The sequence below is a fragment of the Variovorax atrisoli 110B genome (assembly GCF_000382045.1).
GTDB classification, from domain to species: domain Bacteria; phylum Pseudomonadota; class Gammaproteobacteria; order Burkholderiales; family Burkholderiaceae_C; genus Variovorax; species Variovorax atrisoli.
Genome location: NZ_KB907450.1, coordinates 1,404,046 through 1,421,938 on the forward strand (window position 1 = coordinate 1,404,046; position 17,893 = coordinate 1,421,938).

Below are 17,893 nucleotides of genomic sequence, written 5' to 3' on the forward strand. Positions count from 1 at the left end.
GGCACAATGGGCTGCGTGCCGCTCATCCGACATCACCTCCCCACCGCCCTCCTCGCACTGACGCTCGCCTCCGCCGCGCCCATGGCGCAAGCGGCGGAGCCGGTGCTGCTCGTCACTTCGCCTGCAGCGCTGCAGGCGGCCGAGAAATCCGGCGCCGGCTTCGCGCGCTGGATGAACGGTGAGTCTGCGCCGTCCGCCGATGGCGTCGCCACCAACGATGCGCTGACGCGCACGCCTGCCTGGCGCTCGATCGCCGAGCCGCTGGGCGCGAGCCTCGCCGGCATCCAGCGCCGCGACAAACAGGCGGGCGTGGGCATCTCGCGCTATCCGCATCGGCTGTTCGATGCGCGCTGGCTCGCGAGTCCCGACGCCTTCTTCGAGCTGGTCGGCGTCGCCAATCGCATGGACCGCCGGCCCTTCCAGGACGGCGCCTGCGGAGAGACGCGGCTGGTGTACCGGCTGGCCTACCGCACGGCCGCGATGCAGTCGCGCCTGCCGATGACGGTCAACGTCGAGCTGCGCGGCGATGCGCCCGATGCCGACGGCAGCTGCGCTACGGCCGCGAAGCGCTGGCAGCCACCGCAGGCCGCGATGGGCGACGAGGTGCTGGGCCGCTGGCTCACATCGGCCGACGGCCCGCTGGCGCCCAAGCGGCTGGAGCACGCGCGCATCGCGCAGGTCACGACCAACCTGCAGAGCGTGCGCTGGCCCTCGGCGGTGCGGCCCGACCTGGGCGGCCATGCCGAATACATGCTGCGCGCCTTCCGCTGGAATGCGCGCGCCGGGCGCTTCGACGTGGCACCGCTGGAGAACACGCCCGACGTCGCGAAGCTCAAGGCCAGCGCCGCGCTGCGCAAGGAACTGCAGCAATGGCTGCAGCAGCCCGCCAACCTGCGCGCGCTGGACGAGGCCACGCTGCAGATTCCCGACAGGTTCCTCGCGACCGAGGCCATCTCGGTCGCGCCGCGCGGGCTGGAGCGCCTTGCCAACCGGACCTTCGAGCAGATCTTCCCGGCCGGCGAATGGAAGGCCGTGCCCGGCAGCCGCACGCTGCAGTCGCCGCAGGCGGTACTGCGCCGCCTCGACGACCTGAGCTGCATGGGCTGCCACCAGAGCCGCGCCGTTGCGGGCTTCCACCTCCTGGGCGTCGACCGGCGCGGCGCATCGCGGACATTCACCACCGGCAACGCGCTCGCGGTGCCGCATTCCCCGCACGTGCAGGACGAACTGGCGCGGCGCGAAAGCTACGTGCGGGCCGCGCTCACCACGCCGCGGCCCGATCCGTTCCGCCCTCTGGCCGAACCGCTGGCGACGGACGCGCCCGCCGAGCGCGCAACAGTGGGGGCGCGCTGCGAGCCCACGCGCATCACGCAGTCGGCCAACGCGTGGCTCGACCGCGCCGAGAAACTGCCGCGAATCTCCTGCGAAGGCGCCGCGTCGGTCTGTGAGAAGACCTCGGTCGGCTTTCCGGGCGGCATGTGCTCCGGCCCCTGCGACCCCAAGGACCCGAACGGCACCTGCGGCGGCATCGCGATCCTCAGCGACTTCAATAGCTGCCTGGCCGCGAAGAAGCCTTTTGGCGAATGCCTGGCGAAGCACACGCGCCCCGGCAACCTGCGCACCTGCTCCGCGCAGCAGGCCTGTCGCGACGACTACATCTGCGCGCAGGCCGAGGGCCGGCCCGAGGGGCAAGGCGCCTGCATACCGCCCTACTTCCTGTTCCAGATGCGGGTGGACGGGCACTCCTGAGCGCCCCGCCCTCCCGCGCCGATGCGCTGACGACGAAGGGGCCCGCCACGGGCCCCTTGCCATTTGCCGGGCTGCAGGAGCCCACCTTCCGGCGACCTCTTAGTATTCGGGACAAACAACACCAAGACAGAGGCCCCGATGGACGTCTTCGAGAACGTGCTCGTCATGCTGATCGCCGCCTGCCTGCTGCTGCAGCTGTCGCGGCGTCTCGCACTGCCCTACCCCTCGATGCTGGCGCTGGCCGGCGTGTGCCTGGGCGCGATGCCCTGGGTGCCGCACGTGAGCCTCGATCCGCAGCTGGCGCTCGCGCTGTTCATCGCGCCCGCGCTGCTCGACTCGGCCTTCGACACCTCGCCGCGCGAGCTGCGCCGCAACTGGATGTCGCTGGTCTCGCTGGTGCTGGTGGCGGTGCTGCTGACCACGGCCGTGGTCGCGTGGGCGGGCTGGGCTTTCGCGGGACTGCCGCTGGCAGCGGCGATCACGCTCGGCGCCATCGTCGCGCCGCCCGACGCGGTGGCCGCGGCGGCGGTGATGCAGCAGTTCCGCATCCCGCGGCGCACGCTGTCGATCATCAACGGCGAGAGCCTGCTCAACGACGCGGTGGCGCTGCTGGTGTTCGGCGTGGCGGTGTCCGCGGCGGGCGCCGCGCACGTGCCGATGACGAGTTCGCTGCCGATGCTGCTGGTGGCGGTGCCGGGCGGCGCGCTGGTGGGCTTCGCGTTCGCCAAGCTCAACATCCACTTCGGCGCGCCGCTCTTCGCAGGCACGCGCTCGGCCATCATCTTCCAGTTCGTGATGACCTTCGGCGCCTGGATCGTGGCCGAGCGGCTGCACCTGTCGCCCATCATCTCGGTGGTGGCCTTCGGCATGACGCTGGGCCAGTACGCACCGAGGCGCCATGCGCCGCGCGACCGCGTGCACTCCTATGCGGTGTGGGGTGCCGTGGTGTTCACGCTCAACGTGCTGGCCTTCTTCCTCATGGGGCTGCAGGCGCGCGGCATCCTCACGCGGCTGTCGGGGCCGCAGCTCACGCATGCGCTGGAGTTCGCCGCCCTCGTGCTGGCGCTGGTCATCGGGGTGCGGGTAGCGTGGTTGCTGATCTACGGCGCCGCGATGCGCAGGTACAAGCTGCGGCTGATCGCGCGCGGGCGCAAGGTGCCGCTGCCCTCCAGGCGCATCAACCTGCTGGTCGGCTGGTCGGGCATGCGCGGGCTGGTGACGCTGGCCACCGCCTTCGCGCTGCCGGCGGAGTTTCCGGGGCGCGACCTCATCGTGCTAAGCGCGTTCGCGGTGGTGCTGGGCACGCTGGTGATCCAGGGCTTCACCATCGGGCCGCTGATCAGGATGCTGAAGATCGAGCCCGACGATTCGCAGGACGAAGAGATCTCGCTCGCCCGCACCGCGATGATGGACGCGGCCCTCGCAGCCATCGAAGCCGAGCACGGGCGCGAGGCCGATGCGGTGCGCGACGAATACCGCGCCGCGCGCGCGCTTGCCCAGGACAGGCACCAGACGCAGGCCAAGACGGCGCAAGACAGACTGCGCACCGTGGCCATCCGCGCGCAGCGGGAGGCGCTCGACTCGCTGCGCCAGGCGGGCAGGATCGAGGACGACACCTATCACCAGCTGGAGGAGGAGATGGACTGGGCCGAGCTCAACGCCATGCCGGCGAACGACGTGCGGCTGCAGAGCGTCTGAGGCCATCGGCCTGCACGTCGAGGCCGCGCGTCATAGACGGCGCAGCGCCCTCACCCCAGCCCTCGAGAGGGGACAAGACCTTCAGACCTCCTCGTACCACCGGTCCTTCGCCAGCATCACCCGATGGTGCCCATGGCCCGAGGGCATCATCGGGAAGCAGTTCTCCTGCGCTTCGACCTGCACGTCGAGGAAGAACGGCCCCTCGCTGGCAAGGCACTCGGCCAGCGCGTCTTCCAGCTCCGCCGGGTCGCTCACCCGCCTCGCGCCCCAGCCGAAGGCCTTGGCCAGCGCGACGAAGTCGGGCAGCGCCTCGTTCCAGCTGTGACTCAGGCGGTTGCCGTGGTTCAGCTCCTGCCACTGGCGCACCATGCCCATGTAGCCGTTGTTGCTCAGCACCAGCTTCACCGGCACGCGGTGCTGCACTGCCGTGGAGAGCTCCTGGATGTTCATCAGCACCGAGGCATCGCCGCTCACGCACACCGTGAGCGCGCCGGGGTGGCCGATCTGCGCGCCGATGGCGGCGGGCAGCCCATAGCCCATGGTGCCGGCACCGCCGGAGGTGAGCCAGCGGCGCGGGCTGTCGAAGCGCAGGTATTGCGCGGCCCACATCTGGTGCTGGCCCACGTCGGTCGACACGATGGCGTTGCGCCCGGCAACGGCGCGCTGCAGCGACGACATCAGCTGCTGCGGCAGGATCGAACCGGCCTTCGGCTCGAAGGCCAGGCAGTCGACGGCGCGCCAGCGCTCGATGCGCTCCCACCACGGCGCCAGCCGCTCGGGCGCGAAGCCCTCGGCGGGTAGCAGCGCGAGCAGGCTCTCGAGGATCGCGGCGCAGTCGCCCACCATCGGCACGTCCACGCGCACCACCTTGTTGATGCTGCCGGGGTCGATGTCGATGTGGATCTTGCGGGCGTGCGGGCAGAACTCGTCGAGCTTGCCGGTCACGCGGTCGTCGAAGCGCGCGCCGATGCAGACGACCAGGTCGGCCTCGTGCATCGCCAGGTTGGCCTCGAGCGTGCCGTGCATGCCCAGCATGCCGATGAACTTCGGGTCGGACGCCGGGAAGGCGCCCAGCCCCATCAGCGTGAGCGTGCACGGCGCATGCATCAGGTCGACCAGCCTGGTGAAGGCTTCGCAGGCAGCCGGGCCCGAATTGACGAGCCCGCCGCCGCCGTAGATGACGGGCCGGCGCGCGGTGGAAAGCAGATCGGCCGCGCGCTGCACCATGGCCTTCGGCGGCAGCGCGGTGCGGCTGGTGCGCAGGGGGCGCAGCGGCGCTGCCTCGGGGGCGCGGCCCAGGCGCTGCAGCTGGATGTCCTTCGGCACGTCGAGCAGCACCGGGCCGGGTCGGCCGGTCGATGCGATCTCCAGCGCGCGGCGCACCAGGGCGGGCACGTCGTCGGCGGCACGAACCTGGCGGTTCCACTTCGTCACGGGGCGCGACATGCCCAGCGCGTCGCTTTCCTGGAACGCCTGCGTACCGATGACGGCCGTGGCGACCTGCCCGCTGATGCACAGCACCGGCACCGAATCGCTCATTGCGTCCAGCAGCCCGGTGATGGTGTTGCCCACGCCCGGCCCCGAGGTGACCAGCACCACGCCCACCCGGCCGGCGCTGCGCGCATAGCCCTCGGCCGCGTGCACGGCCGCCTGCTCGTGGCGCACCAGCACGTGGCGCAGCCGGGGTTCGCCGTGCAGTGCGTCGTACAGCGGCAGCGCCGCCCCGCCGGGGTAGCCGAAGATGGTGTCCACGCCGCACTCGACCAGCGTGTCGAGCAGGGCCTCGGCGCCGTTGCGGATGCGAACCGGCTTCGTGTCAGGGTGGAGGGACGGGGAGGACGTGGGGGGTAGGTCGAGCAGTCGCATGCCGTCAATTCTTCCGTTTCGGGCGCAGAATATGCATCTTTCTTTTGGCTCTTTAAGCTCGATTCATGAAAACCAATCGGCAAACACCGAGCGACAGCGAAGGATCTTTCGACAAGACCGACCTGGCGATCCTGCGGGTGCTCCTGCTGGACTCGCGCAAGACCCTGCAGGAGATCGGCAACGAGGTCGGCCTCTCGCCCACCAGCTGCTGGACGCGTATCAAGAAACTGGAAGCCACGGGCGTCATCAAGCGCTATACGGTCGATGTCGACCCGGCCAGGCTCGGCTACCACGACTCGGTGATCGTGCAGGTCACGCTGGAGAGCCACACCGACGAGACGCTCTACGACTTCGGCCGCACGCTCGCCACCATCCCTGAGATCCAGGAGGCCTACCTGGTCTCGGGCGACTACGACTACTACATCCGCATCGCCGTGCGCGACACGCGCGACTACGAGCGGCTGCTGCGCGAGAAGCTCTACAAGATCCCGGGCATCCGCCACAGCAAGTCGCATTTCGTGCTGCGGGTTCTGAAGGAAGCGAGCGTGCCCATCATCTGAGGCACGCCGCCATGGCCGGGCTCAGAGGCGGATCAGCTCCACCCGGCGGTTCTTCGCCCGCCCCGCCTCGCTGTCGTTTGGCGCCACGGGCTCGGAGGCTCCGGCACCGCGGGTGGTGAAGCGCCGCGGGTCCACGCCCGCCTTCACCAGCACGGCGATCACCGCCAGCGCCCGGCGCTTCGACAGGTCGTCGTTGTGCCTGGCGTCGCCCTGCGCGTCTGTGTGGCCCACCACCGACAGCTTCAGCGGCGGGTTGTTGCGCATGAGCTTGGTCATCTCGTCGAGCGTGGGCTGCGACTCGGGGCGGATCACGTCCTTGTCGAGGTCGAACAGGATGCCGTAGAGATTGACGCGCCCCGTCTCCGCCAGGCTCTTCTGCATGGCCGTGGCGTCGAGGAACACGATCTTGTTCTCCTCCATCGCCTTGCTCTCCACCACCCGCACGAAGGCGTGGTTGCCGACCTCGGCGTTGTGCTCGGCCAGCGCGATGCTGGCGTAGACGGTGCCCGAGGGGCCGGTCTTTCTTGCGAGCAGGTAGCGTCCGCTCACCGAGAAATAGTTGCGCGCGTAGTCGCCCCGGCTGCCCAGGCGCGGCCACTCGGGCTCGTCGAAGGCCAGCGCGAAGTCGTAGGGCGTGGTGGTATCCACGCGGCCGTCGCGCGGCTTGTAGCAGGAGCCATTGGCGGTGCCGCAGCTGAACAGCACCTCGAAGCCCTTGGCCTTGAGGCTGGACTCGTAGTTGCGCTGCACCTCCAGCAGCGAGCGCTCCTTGGGCAGCCTGTATAGATAGAGCGTGACCTTGCCCTCGACCTTGAGCAGGTCGGGCTTGCCGCCGCCCCAGTTCTGGAACGGCTCCTTGATGAGGCCGACTTCGTCATAGGCAGCCGCCTTGTAGCCGTCGAGCACCGAGCCCTCGTAGCGGCCGATCAGCGGGTTGTCCTTGGCCGGCTCGGCGGCGAACGAGCCGGCGGCGGTCGAGAGCAGTGCGCCTGCCGCCAGGCGGGCAACGAGAACCATGAAGGCGGACTGTTTCATCGGCAGGGCCTGGAATAGGTAGGAAGGCGGGCGCGGGCGCGGAACGCGGAGTTCCGTCCATGCTAGGGAATGCCGCCACCGCTGTGCATTCGACGGACGGCCTATGCCGCGCCCCCCGCCGGAAGCCCCCGCAGACACGGCCCGCCCCGGGGTCGCGGCCGTGTTAACAGGCGTAATCGCACCAATATTCGACGGGGAACATAATCGCGCCCGTCTCGCGAGGGCGGGATCCGGGCTCCACGGCCCGAAGCCGTAAAGCAACGGTTTCGGGCCGTTGCAAATCACAAAGAAGCGACTTCCAAGGCAGAGCGATCTATGAGGCTTGGCAGCAAGAGCTGTTGGCGAATCGGCAGGTGGATCGCAAAGCTTTTGCTGGCCGCCGCGCCGGCACTCCTGTCTTTCGCAAACGCCGCCGAGCCCGCGGCGGGGCAATCGCCGCACGAAGCCGAGGCCGTTCACATCACGCGGGTCGAGCTGCTTTCCGTCCCTGGCAACGGCTATACCGCGCCTCCCCGCGACGTGCAGGACGCCGCGCTGCCCGAAAAAGGCTGGAGAAAGGTCAACCTCCCGCACACGGTGGGACGCGAGCTGGTGCCCGACGAAGGCAGCGGCGCACGCACCGTGACCGACTGGTACCGCATCGACCTGTCCGCCAGGGCTTCGGTGCGCGAGCCTCAGCTGCTCTATCTCCCGCGCTGGAAGACGCTGGGCCACATCGCGGTGTACGGCGACGGCGCCCTGCTCTACCAGTCGCACGGCAGCCCGATCCACAACGGCTACAACCACCCTCTGCTGATCCCGCTGAACGCCGCGGCCGGCACGCCCCCGCCCAGCACGGTGCTGATCCGCGTGAACCGGCTGCGCAACAGCGGCAGCGGCTTCTCCACGGTCTGGGTCGGCAGCGAGGCCTCGCTGAGCTGGCGCTACCAGATCCGCCAGCTGCTGCAGGTGCAGCTTCCCTTCATGGGCAGCGCAGCCTTCCTGGCGGTGGGCGCCTTCGCCTTCGCCGTCTGGATGGGGCGGCGGCGCGAACTGCTCTACCTGCTGTTCTTCGCGATCTCCGCGCTCGCCTTCTTCAGGACGCTGCACTACTACGCGGGCGGCAGCTACATCCCCATTTCCGACGAGTGGTTCGAATGGATGACCGTATCGAGCCTGCTGTGGCTGGTCATCCTCATCCACCTGTTCCTGCAGCGCCTGCACCAGCAGCCCTCCGTGTGGCTGACCCGCATCGCGGTGACGCTGGCCGTGGCGTGCAGCATCTCGACGTTGCCGCACGTGTCGGAGAAGATCGTCAGCCTCTATCTGTTCACGCCGCTGCTCAACCTCGCGGTGCTGCCGGTGGCGGTGCTGATCTTCACCGTCAACCTGCGCAAGTCGCTGCACAACCAGCAGAGCGAAGGCCGGCTGGTGGCGGTCTGGACCGTGTTCGCGCTCGCGCTCACGTCGTACGACGGGCTGCTGCAGAACAACCTGGTGAGCCCGGAGAGCGTGTACATGTCGCCCTACGCGATCATCAGCCTGTTCTTCGTCTTCTCGTACATCATGTTCCAGCGCTACACCGGCGCCTTCGCCGAGGTGGGCCGGCTCAACAGGGGCCTGGCGCAGCGCCTGAGGGAGCGCGAGGCCGAACTCGAGCAGAGCTACCAGCGCCTTCGCGCGAGCGAGAACCAGCACATGCTCAGCGCCGAGCGCCGCCGCCTGATGCAGGACATGCACGACGGACTGGGCTCGTCGCTGATCAGCGCGATCCGCTCGGTGGAACGCGGCGCCATGACGGAGGCCGAGATCTCCGAGGTGCTCAAGGGCTGCATGGAAGACCTGCGGCTGGTGATCGACTCCATGGAAAGCGTCGATGCCGACCTGCTCCTGCTGCTGGCGACCATGCGCTTCCGCCTGGCGCCGCGCATCGAGAGCGCCGGCATCGCGCTGCAGTGGGAGGTGCAGCCGGTTCCCGCGCTCAACTGGCTCGACCCCGACGGCGCGCTGCACATCCTGCGCATCGTGCAGGAGTGCGTGGCCAACGTGCTGCGCCACACCCGCGCCACCACCATCTGCGTGAGCACCTCCGTGGCCGACGAGGGCGTTTGCGTGGTCGTCGAGGACAACGGCGGCGGCTTCGACGTGAGCGCGGCCATGCGGCGCGGCGGCCGCGGGCTGCGCAACCAGCAGCGGCGGGCGCAGGAGATCGGCGGCACGGTGAGCTGGGAGGCAGGCACCGCCGGCACGCGCTTCGTGCTCTGGCTTCCGCTGGAACGGCAGGCCGGGGTCGGCAAGGTCCTGGGCGTGGCCTGAACGCGGCGCAGGTCCAGAGAAAGGCTCAGAGGCTGCCCGCGATCTGCTCGCGCAGCCACTTGTGCGCCGGATCGCGATGCCGGCGCTCGTGCCAGAGCATCGCCATCTCGTAGCCCGGCACCTCCAGCGGCGCCTCCACCACGCGCAATCCGGGCGCGGTGCGCGCCAGCCGCTCGGGCAGCATCGCGACCATGTCGGTGCCCGCCACCGCCGACATCATGAAAAGGAAGTGCGGCACCGACAGCACCACCTTGCGCGTCAACCCCTGCTGCGCCAGTGCCTCGTCGGTGGGCCCTGCGAAGCCGCCGCCGGCCGGCGACACCACCACGTGCTCCAGCGCGCAGAACTGCGCCAGCGTCGGCCGGCGCTTCAGGCGCGGATGGCCCGCGCGCCCCACGAGCACATAGCGCTCCTGGAAGAGCACCCGCGCATGCAGGCCCGGCGGCGCGCCCACGCTGGTATGGAAGAACAGGTCGATCTCGCCGCTTTCGAGCTGCCGCGCCATGCGCGAAGGCACGGCCTCCACCACCGCCAGCCGGGTGCTCGGTGCGGCGGCGCGCAGCCCGGCCAGCGCCGGCAGCAGGATGGCCGACTCGGCGTAGTCGGCCGCCGCGACGCGCCAGGTGGTGCCCGCCTCGGCCGGCTCGAAGGGCCGCGTCGGCGCGACCGCCCGGCCCAGCGCCTCCAGGGCCTCGCGCAACGGCTCGCGCAATTCGTCGGCCCGCGCGGTGGGCCGCATGCCGCGCTGCGCAGGCAGCAGCAGCGGATCGCCGAACACTTCGCGCAGCTTTGCCAGCTGCACGCTCACCGAAGGCTGCGACAGGTTCAGCCGCTCGGCGGCGCGGGTGACGTTGCGCTCGGCCAGCAGGGTGTCGAGCGTGACCAGCAGGTTCAGGTCGAGGCGGCTGAAATTGTTCATGGCAATTCCTGGAATTCAGACTATTCATTTCCAATATATCGCCAGCGTACCTAACCTGAGGGCATCTCCACTCGAACCCTCAAGAAATCATGAACGTCCTCCTGGTCCTGGCCCATCCCGAACCCGCCTCGCTCAATGGCTCGCTGCACCGCTTCATGGTCGATCGCCTCACGGCCAACGGCCATTCCGTGCGCGTGTCCGACCTCTACGCCATGCGCTGGAAGCCCGCGCTGGACGCCGACGACTTTCCGGCACGCGACGCCGCCGCGCAATTCGACCCGATCCTGGATTCGCAACGGGCCTTCGAGGCCGGCACGCAGACAGCCGACATCACCGCCGAGCAGGAGAAGCTGCTCTGGGCCGACGCGGTGATCCTGCAGTTTCCGCTCTGGTGGTACTCGATGCCCGCCATCCTCAAGGGCTGGGTCGAGCGCATCTACGCCTACGGCTTCGCCTATGGCGTGGGCGAGCATTCGGACCGGCACTGGGGCGACCGCTTCGGCGAAGGCGTCATGGCGGGCAAGCGCGCCATGCTGGTGGTTACCGCCGGCGGCTGGGCCTCGCATTACGCGCCGCGCGGCGTCAACGGGCCGATCGAAGAACTGCTCTTCCCGATCCAGCACGGCATCCTCTACTACCCCGGCTTCGACGTGCTGCCGCCCTACGTCGTGTATCGCACCGACAAGGTCGACGAGCCCGCATACGCGCGCATCACGCAGGAGCTGGGCGAGCGGCTCGACACGCTCTTCAGCGTCGAGCCGATTCCGTTCCGCCGCCAGAACGGAGGCGACTACGAGATTCCCGCCCTCACCCTGCGCGAGCACATCGCGCCGGGCAAGACGGGCTTCGGGGTGCACACCGCGGGTTGACGCGGGCTCAGGGAAGCACCGGGTTCGCCGCCGCGTTGGCGATGGCCGCATCGGCGTCCACGCGCAGCATGAAGCGCTTCGCCACCAGGTCGTCGGCGGCCGCGGTCACCGCCGCCACGTAGCCAGCCTGGTCGGTGTAGCGCTCCTGCAGCGAGGGCCGCGGATCGGCACCGCGCAGCGCGGCCGTCTTCGCGAAAGGGAAGTACGAGCCGAAGAGGCCTGCCTGGTCGATGCGGCCCGGCACGCTCGTGTAGTTCCAGCCGGTGTTGGTACCCAGCGGCACGGCCACGTCGAGGCTGCGGATGCCGGCGACGTCGTTGCCGTCGGCGTCCACCTGCGGCACCAGGATCGCGTAGTCGCGGCCCAGGTAGGCCGGCGGTACCTGGGTGGCGATGCCGCTCTCGTCCTGCGGACGGTAGTTCGGGCCCCAGTCGAGCAGCGAGTAGTTGTTGACCAGCCCCGTGTAGTTCACGCCGGGAATGGAAGGGAACTTGACCTGCTGCGGCCGCACCAGCGTGGCGTCGGCGATCTTCGGCACCTGGCTGTCGGGCGGCGTGGTGCCCTTGACGACCCAGTCTTCCAGGTTCTGGTACAGCGCGCGCACCACCGGGATTACGCCGGCATTGCCGTTGGTCGCATAGAGCGCGCCGGCGCTCGAGCCCGGCAGCGAAGCCAGGCCCAGCAGATGGTGCGTGCTGGCGTAGTAGTAGACGCGGGCGTTCGCAGGCTGCACGAGGTCGGTCGTACCCCACGCATCGGTCAGCAGCGGCGAGCCCTGCAGCACGTAGAACTCGGTACCGCTGAAGCCGATGAAGAGCTTGGGGCAGGTGCCGCTGGCCTCGCAGCGCGACAGGATGCCGCCGCGGCGCTGCGCCACGTCGTCCACGTAGTCCTTCGAGAGCCCGCGCGTGCCCGCCTGTCCGAAGGCCGTGTGGTCGGCGCGCACGCCGCCGCCGCCGCCGGGAATGGCGAAGCGCATGTTGATGTTGGTCTGCCGCGCCGCGATCTGCGCGAACACGCCGTCGAACACCTTCTGCCCTGCACGGTCCTCATTGAAGCCGAGGTGCACGAAGGTCTTCATGAAGTTGCCGCACTGCGAGACGCCGGAGGCGATCGTGTTCCTGATCGCGGCGGCCACCGGATTGGCCGTGCCGGCCGAATCGCTGGCATCGCGATGGAAGAAGGTGATCATGTCGCGCAGCGCCGCGAGGCCCAGGCCCATGACCTTCGGGTCCTTCGCGACGTAGACCAGCTCGTACAGATAGGCCGGGTCCCATTTGTCCTTCAGGCACACGCTCGTCTCGTCGGGCGTGCCCGGAAACGGCGTAGCGGCGCTGCACTTCGCGAACTTCCACTCGCTCGCGGGAATGAGCTGCCGCGCATCGCCCTCGTTGATGCGGCGCGTGAGCACATAGCCGGGTTTGGTGTTGTCGAGGCTCGCGGTCGGGTAGGCCTGCATCGCGGCATTGAACGGACCGCCGGGCAGCGGCAGCGAATCGTTGGTGGCCGCGGTGGGCAGCAGCTCGGCGCGATAGGTGCCGGTGATGCTGCTGCCGTCGGCGTTCTTCGCGACCGGCACCTTCAGCGTAAGCTTGCCGGCTGCGGCCGGCACGTCGCCCTGCCATGCGGCCGTGAGGAACACGTAGCCGCGCGAGGCGAAGTACGGATCGAGGTTGACGATGTTGCCGCGGTTGGGCGCGTCGTAGCGCAGCACGCCGCTGGCCTTGCTCATGTCCTTGGGCTTGAAGAGCACGAAGTCGGAGGTGTACTCGACCTTGCCATTGGCGTTGAGCGGCGCGAGCTGCAGGTCCTGGATGATCGCGTTGCGCGCGTCCTTCGGATCGACCTCGCCGGTGAAGGTGCCGGTGATCTTCTCGTAGGCACCGACGCTGCCGAAGGTGCCGGCGACGTCTTCCGTGGCGGTGATGGCGAGCTTGTACTTCGGGGCGGCGGCCGCCGTGGGCGGGGGCGCGGGCGTCGACGGGGTTCCGGTGGAAGGCGGCGGCAGGATCAGCTCGCCCCCTCCTCCTCCGCCGCTCCCGCCGCAGGCGCTCAGAAGAAAAAGGGCGGCCGAAGCCACCGTGGCAGCCCTGAGGCTCCAGCGTTTCATGGTTTGTCTCCTTCGTTGTGGATCTTTTGTATGTATGCGGCGCCGATCCCCGCTACGGCGTGCAGGCCGTCAGCTCACTCGGCCTCGATGCCGGCAGCCTTCACGATGCGGCCCCATTTCTGCGATTCGCCGGCCTGGAACTTCGCCAGTTCTTCCGGCGAGCTGGTGAACACCTCGGTGCCGGTCGGTTCGTAGAAGGCGGTCTTCGCGGCCTCGCTCTTCGCGGCCTTGACCAGCAGCTCGTTGAGCCGCTTGACCACGGCCGGCGGCGTCTTCGCGGGCGCGTAGGCCGCGAACCAGTAGCCCATCTCGTAGCCCTTCACGCCGGCCTCGGCGATGGTGGGCACGTCGGGCGCGAGCGTCGAGCGCGTGGAACTGGAGAAGCCCAGCGCGCGCAGCTTGCCGGCCTTGACCTGGGGAAGGCCGGTGGCGGTGTCGGTGATCATCATGTTGATCTGCCCGCCCAGCAGGTCGGTCACGGCGAGCGTGTTGCTCTTGTAGGGCACGTGCAAGAGCTTGATGTCGGCCATCTGCTGCAGCAGCTCGCCCGCCATGCGGCTCGATGAACTGCCGCTGCCGAAGCTGTACTTGCCGGGCTCCTTCTTCGCGAGCGCGATGAACTCGGCCACGCTCTTCGCGGGGAAGGTGGGGTTCACCACCATGATCTGCCCGCCCTTGCCGAGTGCTGCGACGGGCGAGAAGTCCTTGACCGGGTCGTAGGGCAGCTTCTTGAACAGGTGCTCGTTGGCCGCGTGCGTGGTGTTGGTGGTGATGAGCACCGTGTAGCCGTCCGCCGGCGCCTTGGCCACGCTCTGCGAGGCGATGAAGCCGCTGGCGCCCGCCTTGTTGTCGATCACCACGGCCTGCTTGGTCTCCGCGGTGATCTGGGTGCCGAGCGCACGCGCGATCTGGTCGGTGGCCGTGCCGGCAGCGAAGGGCACGACGAAGGTGATCGGCTTCTCGGGAAAGGCCTGCGCCTGGGCCAGCAGCGGCACCACGGCCAGCGCGGCGGTCAGCATGGTGAGGGGGAATCGCTTCATTGTCTTGTCTCCGTATGGAATGGCTTGGGAAGGAAAAAAGGTTTGCGGCTAAGGCCCGGCCAGCAGCGGCACCAGCTCGCGCGGCACGCGCACCGGCATGTCGAGCAGCAGGAAGGAAAGCGCCTTGCCGTGCGCGTCGAGGTTCAGCGCGTCGTTGACGCCGCCGTCGAGCACCGCGTCGAGCACGAAGTTCATCGCATTGAGCTTCGGCAGCAGGAAACGCTGCACCTGCGATGGCGCGCGGTGATGGAACTGCGCCGCCACCCGCTCGGGCGTGAGCTGCTCCACCAGCACGGGATAGAGCTGCGCATGCCAGGCGATGACGCTGATGTTGGAGCGGTCGCCCTTGTCGCCGGTGCGGCCGTGGGCGGCGCGGTACAGCGGCACTTCGATGGTGTCTGCGGCGTTCTTCATGCCAGTTCCTCCTGCGAAAGCAGCGCGAAGCGCACCGGGATCGCCTCTCGCGGCAACAGGCACGACAGCGTGTTGAGCCGCGGCGTGAGCGCGGTGCGCACGCCGCCGCCGCCCGCCGGGCCGCAGGTGTAGAGCGCCATCACCTCGCGCACCAGCCGCTCGGCCTGCGCGCGCTCCGTGTGCGAGGCCGCGACGCGCAGGCGCACGTCGCGCAGGCCGGCATCGGGTGTGTCCGCCAGCGCGCGGCCGGCGTCGTCGCCGAAGATGCTCAGCGCGCCGATCAGGTCCACGCGCAGCGAGAGGCCGTCGAGCCGTTTGCCGAGCACCTCCGCCGCGAGCCGCGCACGGGCCTCGGCGCGCGGGCCGGCATAGGAGATCTCGCCCTCGGCCAGCCAGCCGCCTTCATGGCACACGTTGACCTTGTAGCGGTCCGGCCGCGCATGGCCGCGCACGCCGGAAAGCGCCACGCGGTCGGCGCAGTCCAGCGCCTGCACCTCGGCGTCGGAGATGTCGGCGACCACGTCGGGCGTCAGGTAGGCGGCCGGGTCGTGCACCTCGTAGAGCAGCTGTTCCTTCACCGTGGCCTCGCTCACGAGGCCGCCGGTGCCGTCGGCCTTGCCGATGGTGCAGCGGCCTTCGGCGTCGATCTCGGCGATGGGAAAGCCGACGGACTCCAGGCCGGGCACGTCCTTGTAGCCCGGGTCGGCGAAGTAGCCGCCGCACACCTGCGCGCCGCATTCGAGCAGGTGGCCCGCCATGGTCGCGCGGGCCAGCCTGTTCCAGTCGTCGGCGCGCCAGCCGAAGTGCGACATGGCCGGGCCTACCGTGAGCGACGGGTCGGCCACGCGGCCGCACACCACGATCTGCGCGCCCGCGTCGAGCGCAGCGGCGATGGGCTCGGCACCGATGTAGGCATTGGCGCTCACCACGCGCAGGCCTTCCATTTGCGCGCCCAGTGCCTCCTGCAGCATCGCGCGGTGCTCGGGCCCCGACAGGTCGTCGCCCTCCACCACCGCGATGCGCGGCGCGCTCGCGCCCAGCTCACGCGCCATGCGTGCGATGTGCCGGGCAGCGGCGCGCGGGTTGGCAGCACCGAAGTTGCTCACGATGCGGACGCCGTGCGCCAGGCAGCGCGCGAGCACGGGCCGCAGCATGGGGTCGAGCAGCGGCTCGTAGCCTGCCTCGGGGTTGTCGCGGCGGCGCAGCTGGGCCAGCGCGAGCGTGCGTTCGGCCAGCGTCTCGAAGATCAGGAAGGCGCGCCGCCCCTTCGGACCGTGGGCCAGCCGCGCGATCAGCGTGTCGACCACCGGGCCGGCGGCGTCGGTGCGGTCGCCCGAGAAGCCCGCGGCGCAGCCGATCAGCAGCGTTGGCGTGTCAGTGAGATTCATCGCGGTGCACTGTAGGCAGCGCCTGCTCATCCGTAAAATCGAAAATACGGATCGATTGATCTGCTTTTCAAATAAGAAGCCGCCACGGCACGGAGACGAGACCTACATGCGAAAGACGCCCGACCTTTCCACGCGGCAGCTGCGCGCCTTTCTCGCGCTGGCCGAGCACCGCAACTTCACGCGCGCGGCGCAGGGCAGCCATCTCTCGCAGCCCGCATTCAGCGCGCTGATCCGCACGCTCGAAGACGCCGTCGGCACGCGCCTGTTCGACCGCGACACGCGCAGCGTGCAACTCACGCCCGAAGGCCGGCTGTTCGAGAGTTCGGCGCGCCGGCTGCTCGACGACATGGGCAGCGCCATGGACGACCTCGCCGATCACGTGGAGCGCCGCAAGGGCCGTGTGCGCGTGGCCGCGCTGCCCTCTCTCGCGGCCGGCTGGCTGCCTTCGGTGTTCGCCGAGTTCATGCAGGCATGGCCCGGCATCCGCGTCGACCTGGACGACGCGCTGTCGGACGCCTGCATCGCACTCGTGCGCAGTGGCCAGGCCGACTTCGCACTCGCCGCCTCGGGCGCGGGCGGCACGGCCGACAGCGACCTGCGCGCGAGCAGGCTGTGCACCGACCGCTTCCATCTCGTCTGCCGCGCCGACCATCCGCTCGCGCAGGAACCGCGCCTGACGCTGAAGAAGATCGCGCCCTACCCGTTCATCCAGATGACGCGCAACAGCAGCGTGCGCCAGGCGCTCGACGCGGCGCTGCATCCGCAGCGGCTGAACTCGGTGTTCGAGGTGGAGCACCTCGCCACGGTGATGGGGCTCGTCGAGGCCGGGGTGGGCATCAGCGTGGTGCCCGCGCTCACGCTCTTCCATTTCCAGCGCGAGACGCTGGTGACGCGGCCGCTGCCGCTTCCCACTCTCACGCGCACGCTCTATCTGGTGCAGCGGCGCGAGGGCAGCCTGTCGGTGGCGGCGCAGACGCTGAACGACCTGATCGTCGAACGGCTCGGGTCGCTGCGTCTGGACTGAAGGCCGGTCGGCGCCGCTCGTCTAGCTACCGAGTCGACATGCAAGCGGCGCTCGCCGCCTCGGGACGAACCGGGAAACGGTTCAGGCCGGTTCCGCGCCCGCTTCGGCCCCCGTCCCCGCAGCCTTGTCCGTTGCCTTCCCGGTCGCCGCCACCGCCTCCACTGCGGCTTCCACCACCGACTCCACAGCGGCCTCCGCCTGCGCCTTCATCGCGGCGAGCGCAGTCGGGTTCGGCGTGGGTTCGCCGATCTTGTGCATGGTGTTGCGGTCGGTGTGGCTGAAGGGCTCGGCCTTGCCGAAGACCTGGAGCACCGTCTCGATCTCGTAGGACCAGCTGCCGTCGTCGTGCACCGTCACGTCGATGCCGTAGCGCAGCGTCTTGAACGCGTGGTCCAGGAAGGGGTTGTCCACGATGCCGTTGTTCTCGCTGCCGCGCACGGCTTCAAGCCTGAAGCTGCGGTCGTCGGCCTTCGCGCGGCCGGTGGCCATGGCGGTGAGGCCGCGCGGAATGCTGAGCGTCTGGATCAGCGCGCCGGTTGCGGGCTCCCAGAGCCAGTAGCCGACCTGGTCGTGGAAGGTCTCGACGTCATCGGGCTTGACGATGCGCAGGTGGTAGCGCAGGCCATAGAAGATCTGCGGGCCGTTGGTCTGCGCGTCGATGGGCTGGAACTCCGCGGTCTCGATGTAGGCCTCCGCCTCCGGGCCGTCTTCCTTCGGGCTCACGTCGTGGCCGGCAGAGCCGGTCCAGACGCCGGCCAGCGCCGCGAGCGGGCCCAGGTTGGCCAGGGTGTTCGGATCGGGTTCCGGCTCGGTGTAGATGTCGTGCGGGAATTGCGTCGCGGGTTGTTGCTGTTCCATGTTCTTCTCTCCTCGATGGGGCTTGCTGTATGGGGCAGGAGTGTCGCTCAACGATTTTCGGCTTTCCT

General features: G+C 69.4%; 14 protein-coding genes. 6 read left to right on the top strand and 8 right to left on the bottom strand.

Going from position 1 to position 17,893, the window contains the following annotated elements:
* The first annotated feature begins 6 nt into the window (after window positions 1–6).
* Both G369_RS0106680 and G369_RS0106685 read left to right on the top strand, forming a co-directional pair.
* Window positions 7–1,749, top strand: coding sequence for a hypothetical protein (locus G369_RS0106680; protein WP_019653210.1), 1,743 nt, complete (start codon window positions 7–9; stop codon window positions 1,747–1,749).
* Window positions 1,750–1,887: 138 nt separating this feature from the next.
* Window positions 1,888–3,447 carry a cation:proton antiporter gene (locus G369_RS0106685; protein WP_019653211.1) on the top strand — a complete coding sequence of 520 codons (1,560 nt, stop codon included), beginning with the start codon at window positions 1,888–1,890 and terminating at the stop codon, window positions 3,445–3,447.
* Between the two features lie 81 nt (window positions 3,448–3,528).
* Here G369_RS0106685 and ilvB read toward each other — a convergent pair whose 3' ends face one another.
* Window positions 3,529–5,313, bottom strand: coding sequence for a biosynthetic-type acetolactate synthase large subunit (ilvB, locus tag G369_RS0106690; protein ID WP_019653212.1), 1,785 nt, complete (start codon window positions 5,311–5,313; stop codon window positions 3,529–3,531).
* Window positions 5,314–5,378: 65 nt separating this feature from the next.
* Here ilvB and G369_RS0106695 point away from each other — a divergent pair, with 65 nt between their 5' ends.
* On the top strand, window positions 5,379–5,873 hold the full coding sequence (locus G369_RS0106695) for an Lrp/AsnC family transcriptional regulator (RefSeq protein ID WP_019653213.1): 495 nt from the start codon (window positions 5,379–5,381) through the stop codon (window positions 5,871–5,873).
* 21 nt (window positions 5,874–5,894) lie between these two features.
* Here G369_RS0106695 and G369_RS0106700 read toward each other — a convergent pair whose 3' ends face one another.
* Window positions 5,895–6,890: an OmpA family protein gene (locus tag G369_RS0106700; RefSeq protein WP_020722974.1), complete on the bottom strand. Its 996-nt coding sequence runs from the start codon at window positions 6,888–6,890 to the stop codon at window positions 5,895–5,897.
* Window positions 6,891–7,223: 333 nt separating this feature from the next.
* On the opposite strand from G369_RS0106700, the gene G369_RS35505 reads away from it, so the two are divergent.
* The gene (locus G369_RS35505) at window positions 7,224–9,203 is read left to right on the top strand and encodes a sensor histidine kinase (protein WP_038113821.1); all 1,980 of its coding nucleotides are present in this window, start codon (window positions 7,224–7,226) and stop codon (window positions 9,201–9,203) included.
* A 25-nt stretch (window positions 9,204–9,228) separates the two neighbouring features.
* On the opposite strand, the gene G369_RS0106710 is transcribed toward G369_RS35505, so the two are convergent.
* A complete protein-coding gene (locus G369_RS0106710; RefSeq protein ID WP_019653216.1) occupies window positions 9,229–10,122 on the bottom strand; it encodes a LysR family transcriptional regulator in 894 nt (297 codons plus the stop codon).
* Window positions 10,123–10,211: 89 nt separating this feature from the next.
* Between G369_RS0106710 and G369_RS0106715 the strand changes: the two genes are divergently transcribed.
* Window positions 10,212–10,991, top strand: coding sequence for an NAD(P)H-dependent oxidoreductase (locus G369_RS0106715; protein WP_019653217.1), 780 nt, complete (start codon window positions 10,212–10,214; stop codon window positions 10,989–10,991).
* A gap of 7 nt (window positions 10,992–10,998) precedes the next feature.
* Here the strand turns inward: G369_RS0106715 and G369_RS0106720 are convergent, their stop codons facing one another.
* From G369_RS0106720 to G369_RS0106735, 4 genes are all read right to left on the bottom strand, one after another.
* Window positions 10,999–13,101: an alpha/beta hydrolase domain-containing protein gene (locus tag G369_RS0106720; RefSeq protein WP_019653218.1), complete on the bottom strand. Its 2,103-nt coding sequence runs from the start codon at window positions 13,099–13,101 to the stop codon at window positions 10,999–11,001.
* 74 nt (window positions 13,102–13,175) lie between these two features.
* Window positions 13,176–14,141 (bottom strand): Bug family tripartite tricarboxylate transporter substrate binding protein, encoded by a 966-nt coding sequence (locus G369_RS0106725; RefSeq protein ID WP_019653219.1) that lies wholly within the window; start codon window positions 14,139–14,141, stop codon window positions 13,176–13,178.
* A 48-nt stretch (window positions 14,142–14,189) separates the two neighbouring features.
* Entirely contained in the window at window positions 14,190–14,555 is a 366-nt protein-coding gene (locus G369_RS0106730) for an AtuA-related protein (RefSeq protein ID WP_019653220.1), read from the bottom strand.
* The gene (locus tag G369_RS0106735; RefSeq protein ID WP_019653221.1) at window positions 14,552–15,943 is read right to left on the bottom strand and encodes an acyclic terpene utilization AtuA family protein; all 1,392 of its coding nucleotides are present in this window, start codon (window positions 15,941–15,943) and stop codon (window positions 14,552–14,554) included. The genes G369_RS0106730 and G369_RS0106735 overlap by 4 nt, the downstream gene beginning before the upstream one ends.
* 106 nt (window positions 15,944–16,049) lie before the next feature.
* Here G369_RS0106735 and G369_RS0106740 point away from each other — a divergent pair, with 106 nt between their 5' ends.
* Window positions 16,050–16,967 carry a LysR family transcriptional regulator gene (locus tag G369_RS0106740; protein ID WP_019653222.1) on the top strand — a complete coding sequence of 306 codons (918 nt, stop codon included), beginning with the start codon at window positions 16,050–16,052 and terminating at the stop codon, window positions 16,965–16,967.
* Between the two features lie 81 nt (window positions 16,968–17,048).
* On the opposite strand, the gene G369_RS0106745 is transcribed toward G369_RS0106740, so the two are convergent.
* Window positions 17,049–17,825, bottom strand: coding sequence for an FABP family protein (locus G369_RS0106745; protein ID WP_019653223.1), 777 nt, complete (start codon window positions 17,823–17,825; stop codon window positions 17,049–17,051).
* Window positions 17,826–17,893: the final 68 nt, after the last annotated feature.

Bases quoted from the DNA above. Each gene is read 5' to 3' on its own strand.
- G369_RS0106730 (WP_019653220.1), bottom strand. From the start codon at position 14,555: ATGAAGAACGCCGCAGACACCATCGAAGTGCCGCTGTACCGCGCCGCC.
- G369_RS0106745 (WP_019653223.1), bottom strand. From the start codon at position 17,825: ATGGAACAGCAACAACCCGCGACGCAATTCCCGCACGACATCTACACC.
- ilvB (WP_019653212.1), bottom strand. From the start codon at position 5,313: ATGCGACTGCTCGACCTACCCCCCACGTCCTCCCCGTCCCTCCACCCT.
- G369_RS35505 (WP_038113821.1), top strand. From the start codon at position 7,224: ATGAGGCTTGGCAGCAAGAGCTGTTGGCGAATCGGCAGGTGGATCGCA.
- G369_RS0106720 (WP_019653218.1), bottom strand. From the start codon at position 13,101: ATGAAACGCTGGAGCCTCAGGGCTGCCACGGTGGCTTCGGCCGCCCTT.
- G369_RS0106715 (WP_019653217.1), top strand. From the start codon at position 10,212: ATGAACGTCCTCCTGGTCCTGGCCCATCCCGAACCCGCCTCGCTCAAT.
- G369_RS0106740 (WP_019653222.1), top strand. From the start codon at position 16,050: ATGCGAAAGACGCCCGACCTTTCCACGCGGCAGCTGCGCGCCTTTCTC.
- G369_RS0106710 (WP_019653216.1), bottom strand. From the start codon at position 10,122: ATGAACAATTTCAGCCGCCTCGACCTGAACCTGCTGGTCACGCTCGAC.
- G369_RS0106685 (WP_019653211.1), top strand. From the start codon at position 1,888: ATGGACGTCTTCGAGAACGTGCTCGTCATGCTGATCGCCGCCTGCCTG.
- G369_RS0106725 (WP_019653219.1), bottom strand. From the start codon at position 14,141: ATGAAGCGATTCCCCCTCACCATGCTGACCGCCGCGCTGGCCGTGGTG.
- G369_RS0106700 (WP_020722974.1), bottom strand. From the start codon at position 6,890: ATGGTTCTCGTTGCCCGCCTGGCGGCAGGCGCACTGCTCTCGACCGCC.
- G369_RS0106735 (WP_019653221.1), bottom strand. From the start codon at position 15,943: ATGAATCTCACTGACACGCCAACGCTGCTGATCGGCTGCGCCGCGGGC.
- G369_RS0106695 (WP_019653213.1), top strand. From the start codon at position 5,379: ATGAAAACCAATCGGCAAACACCGAGCGACAGCGAAGGATCTTTCGAC.
- G369_RS0106680 (WP_019653210.1), top strand. From the start codon at position 7: ATGGGCTGCGTGCCGCTCATCCGACATCACCTCCCCACCGCCCTCCTC.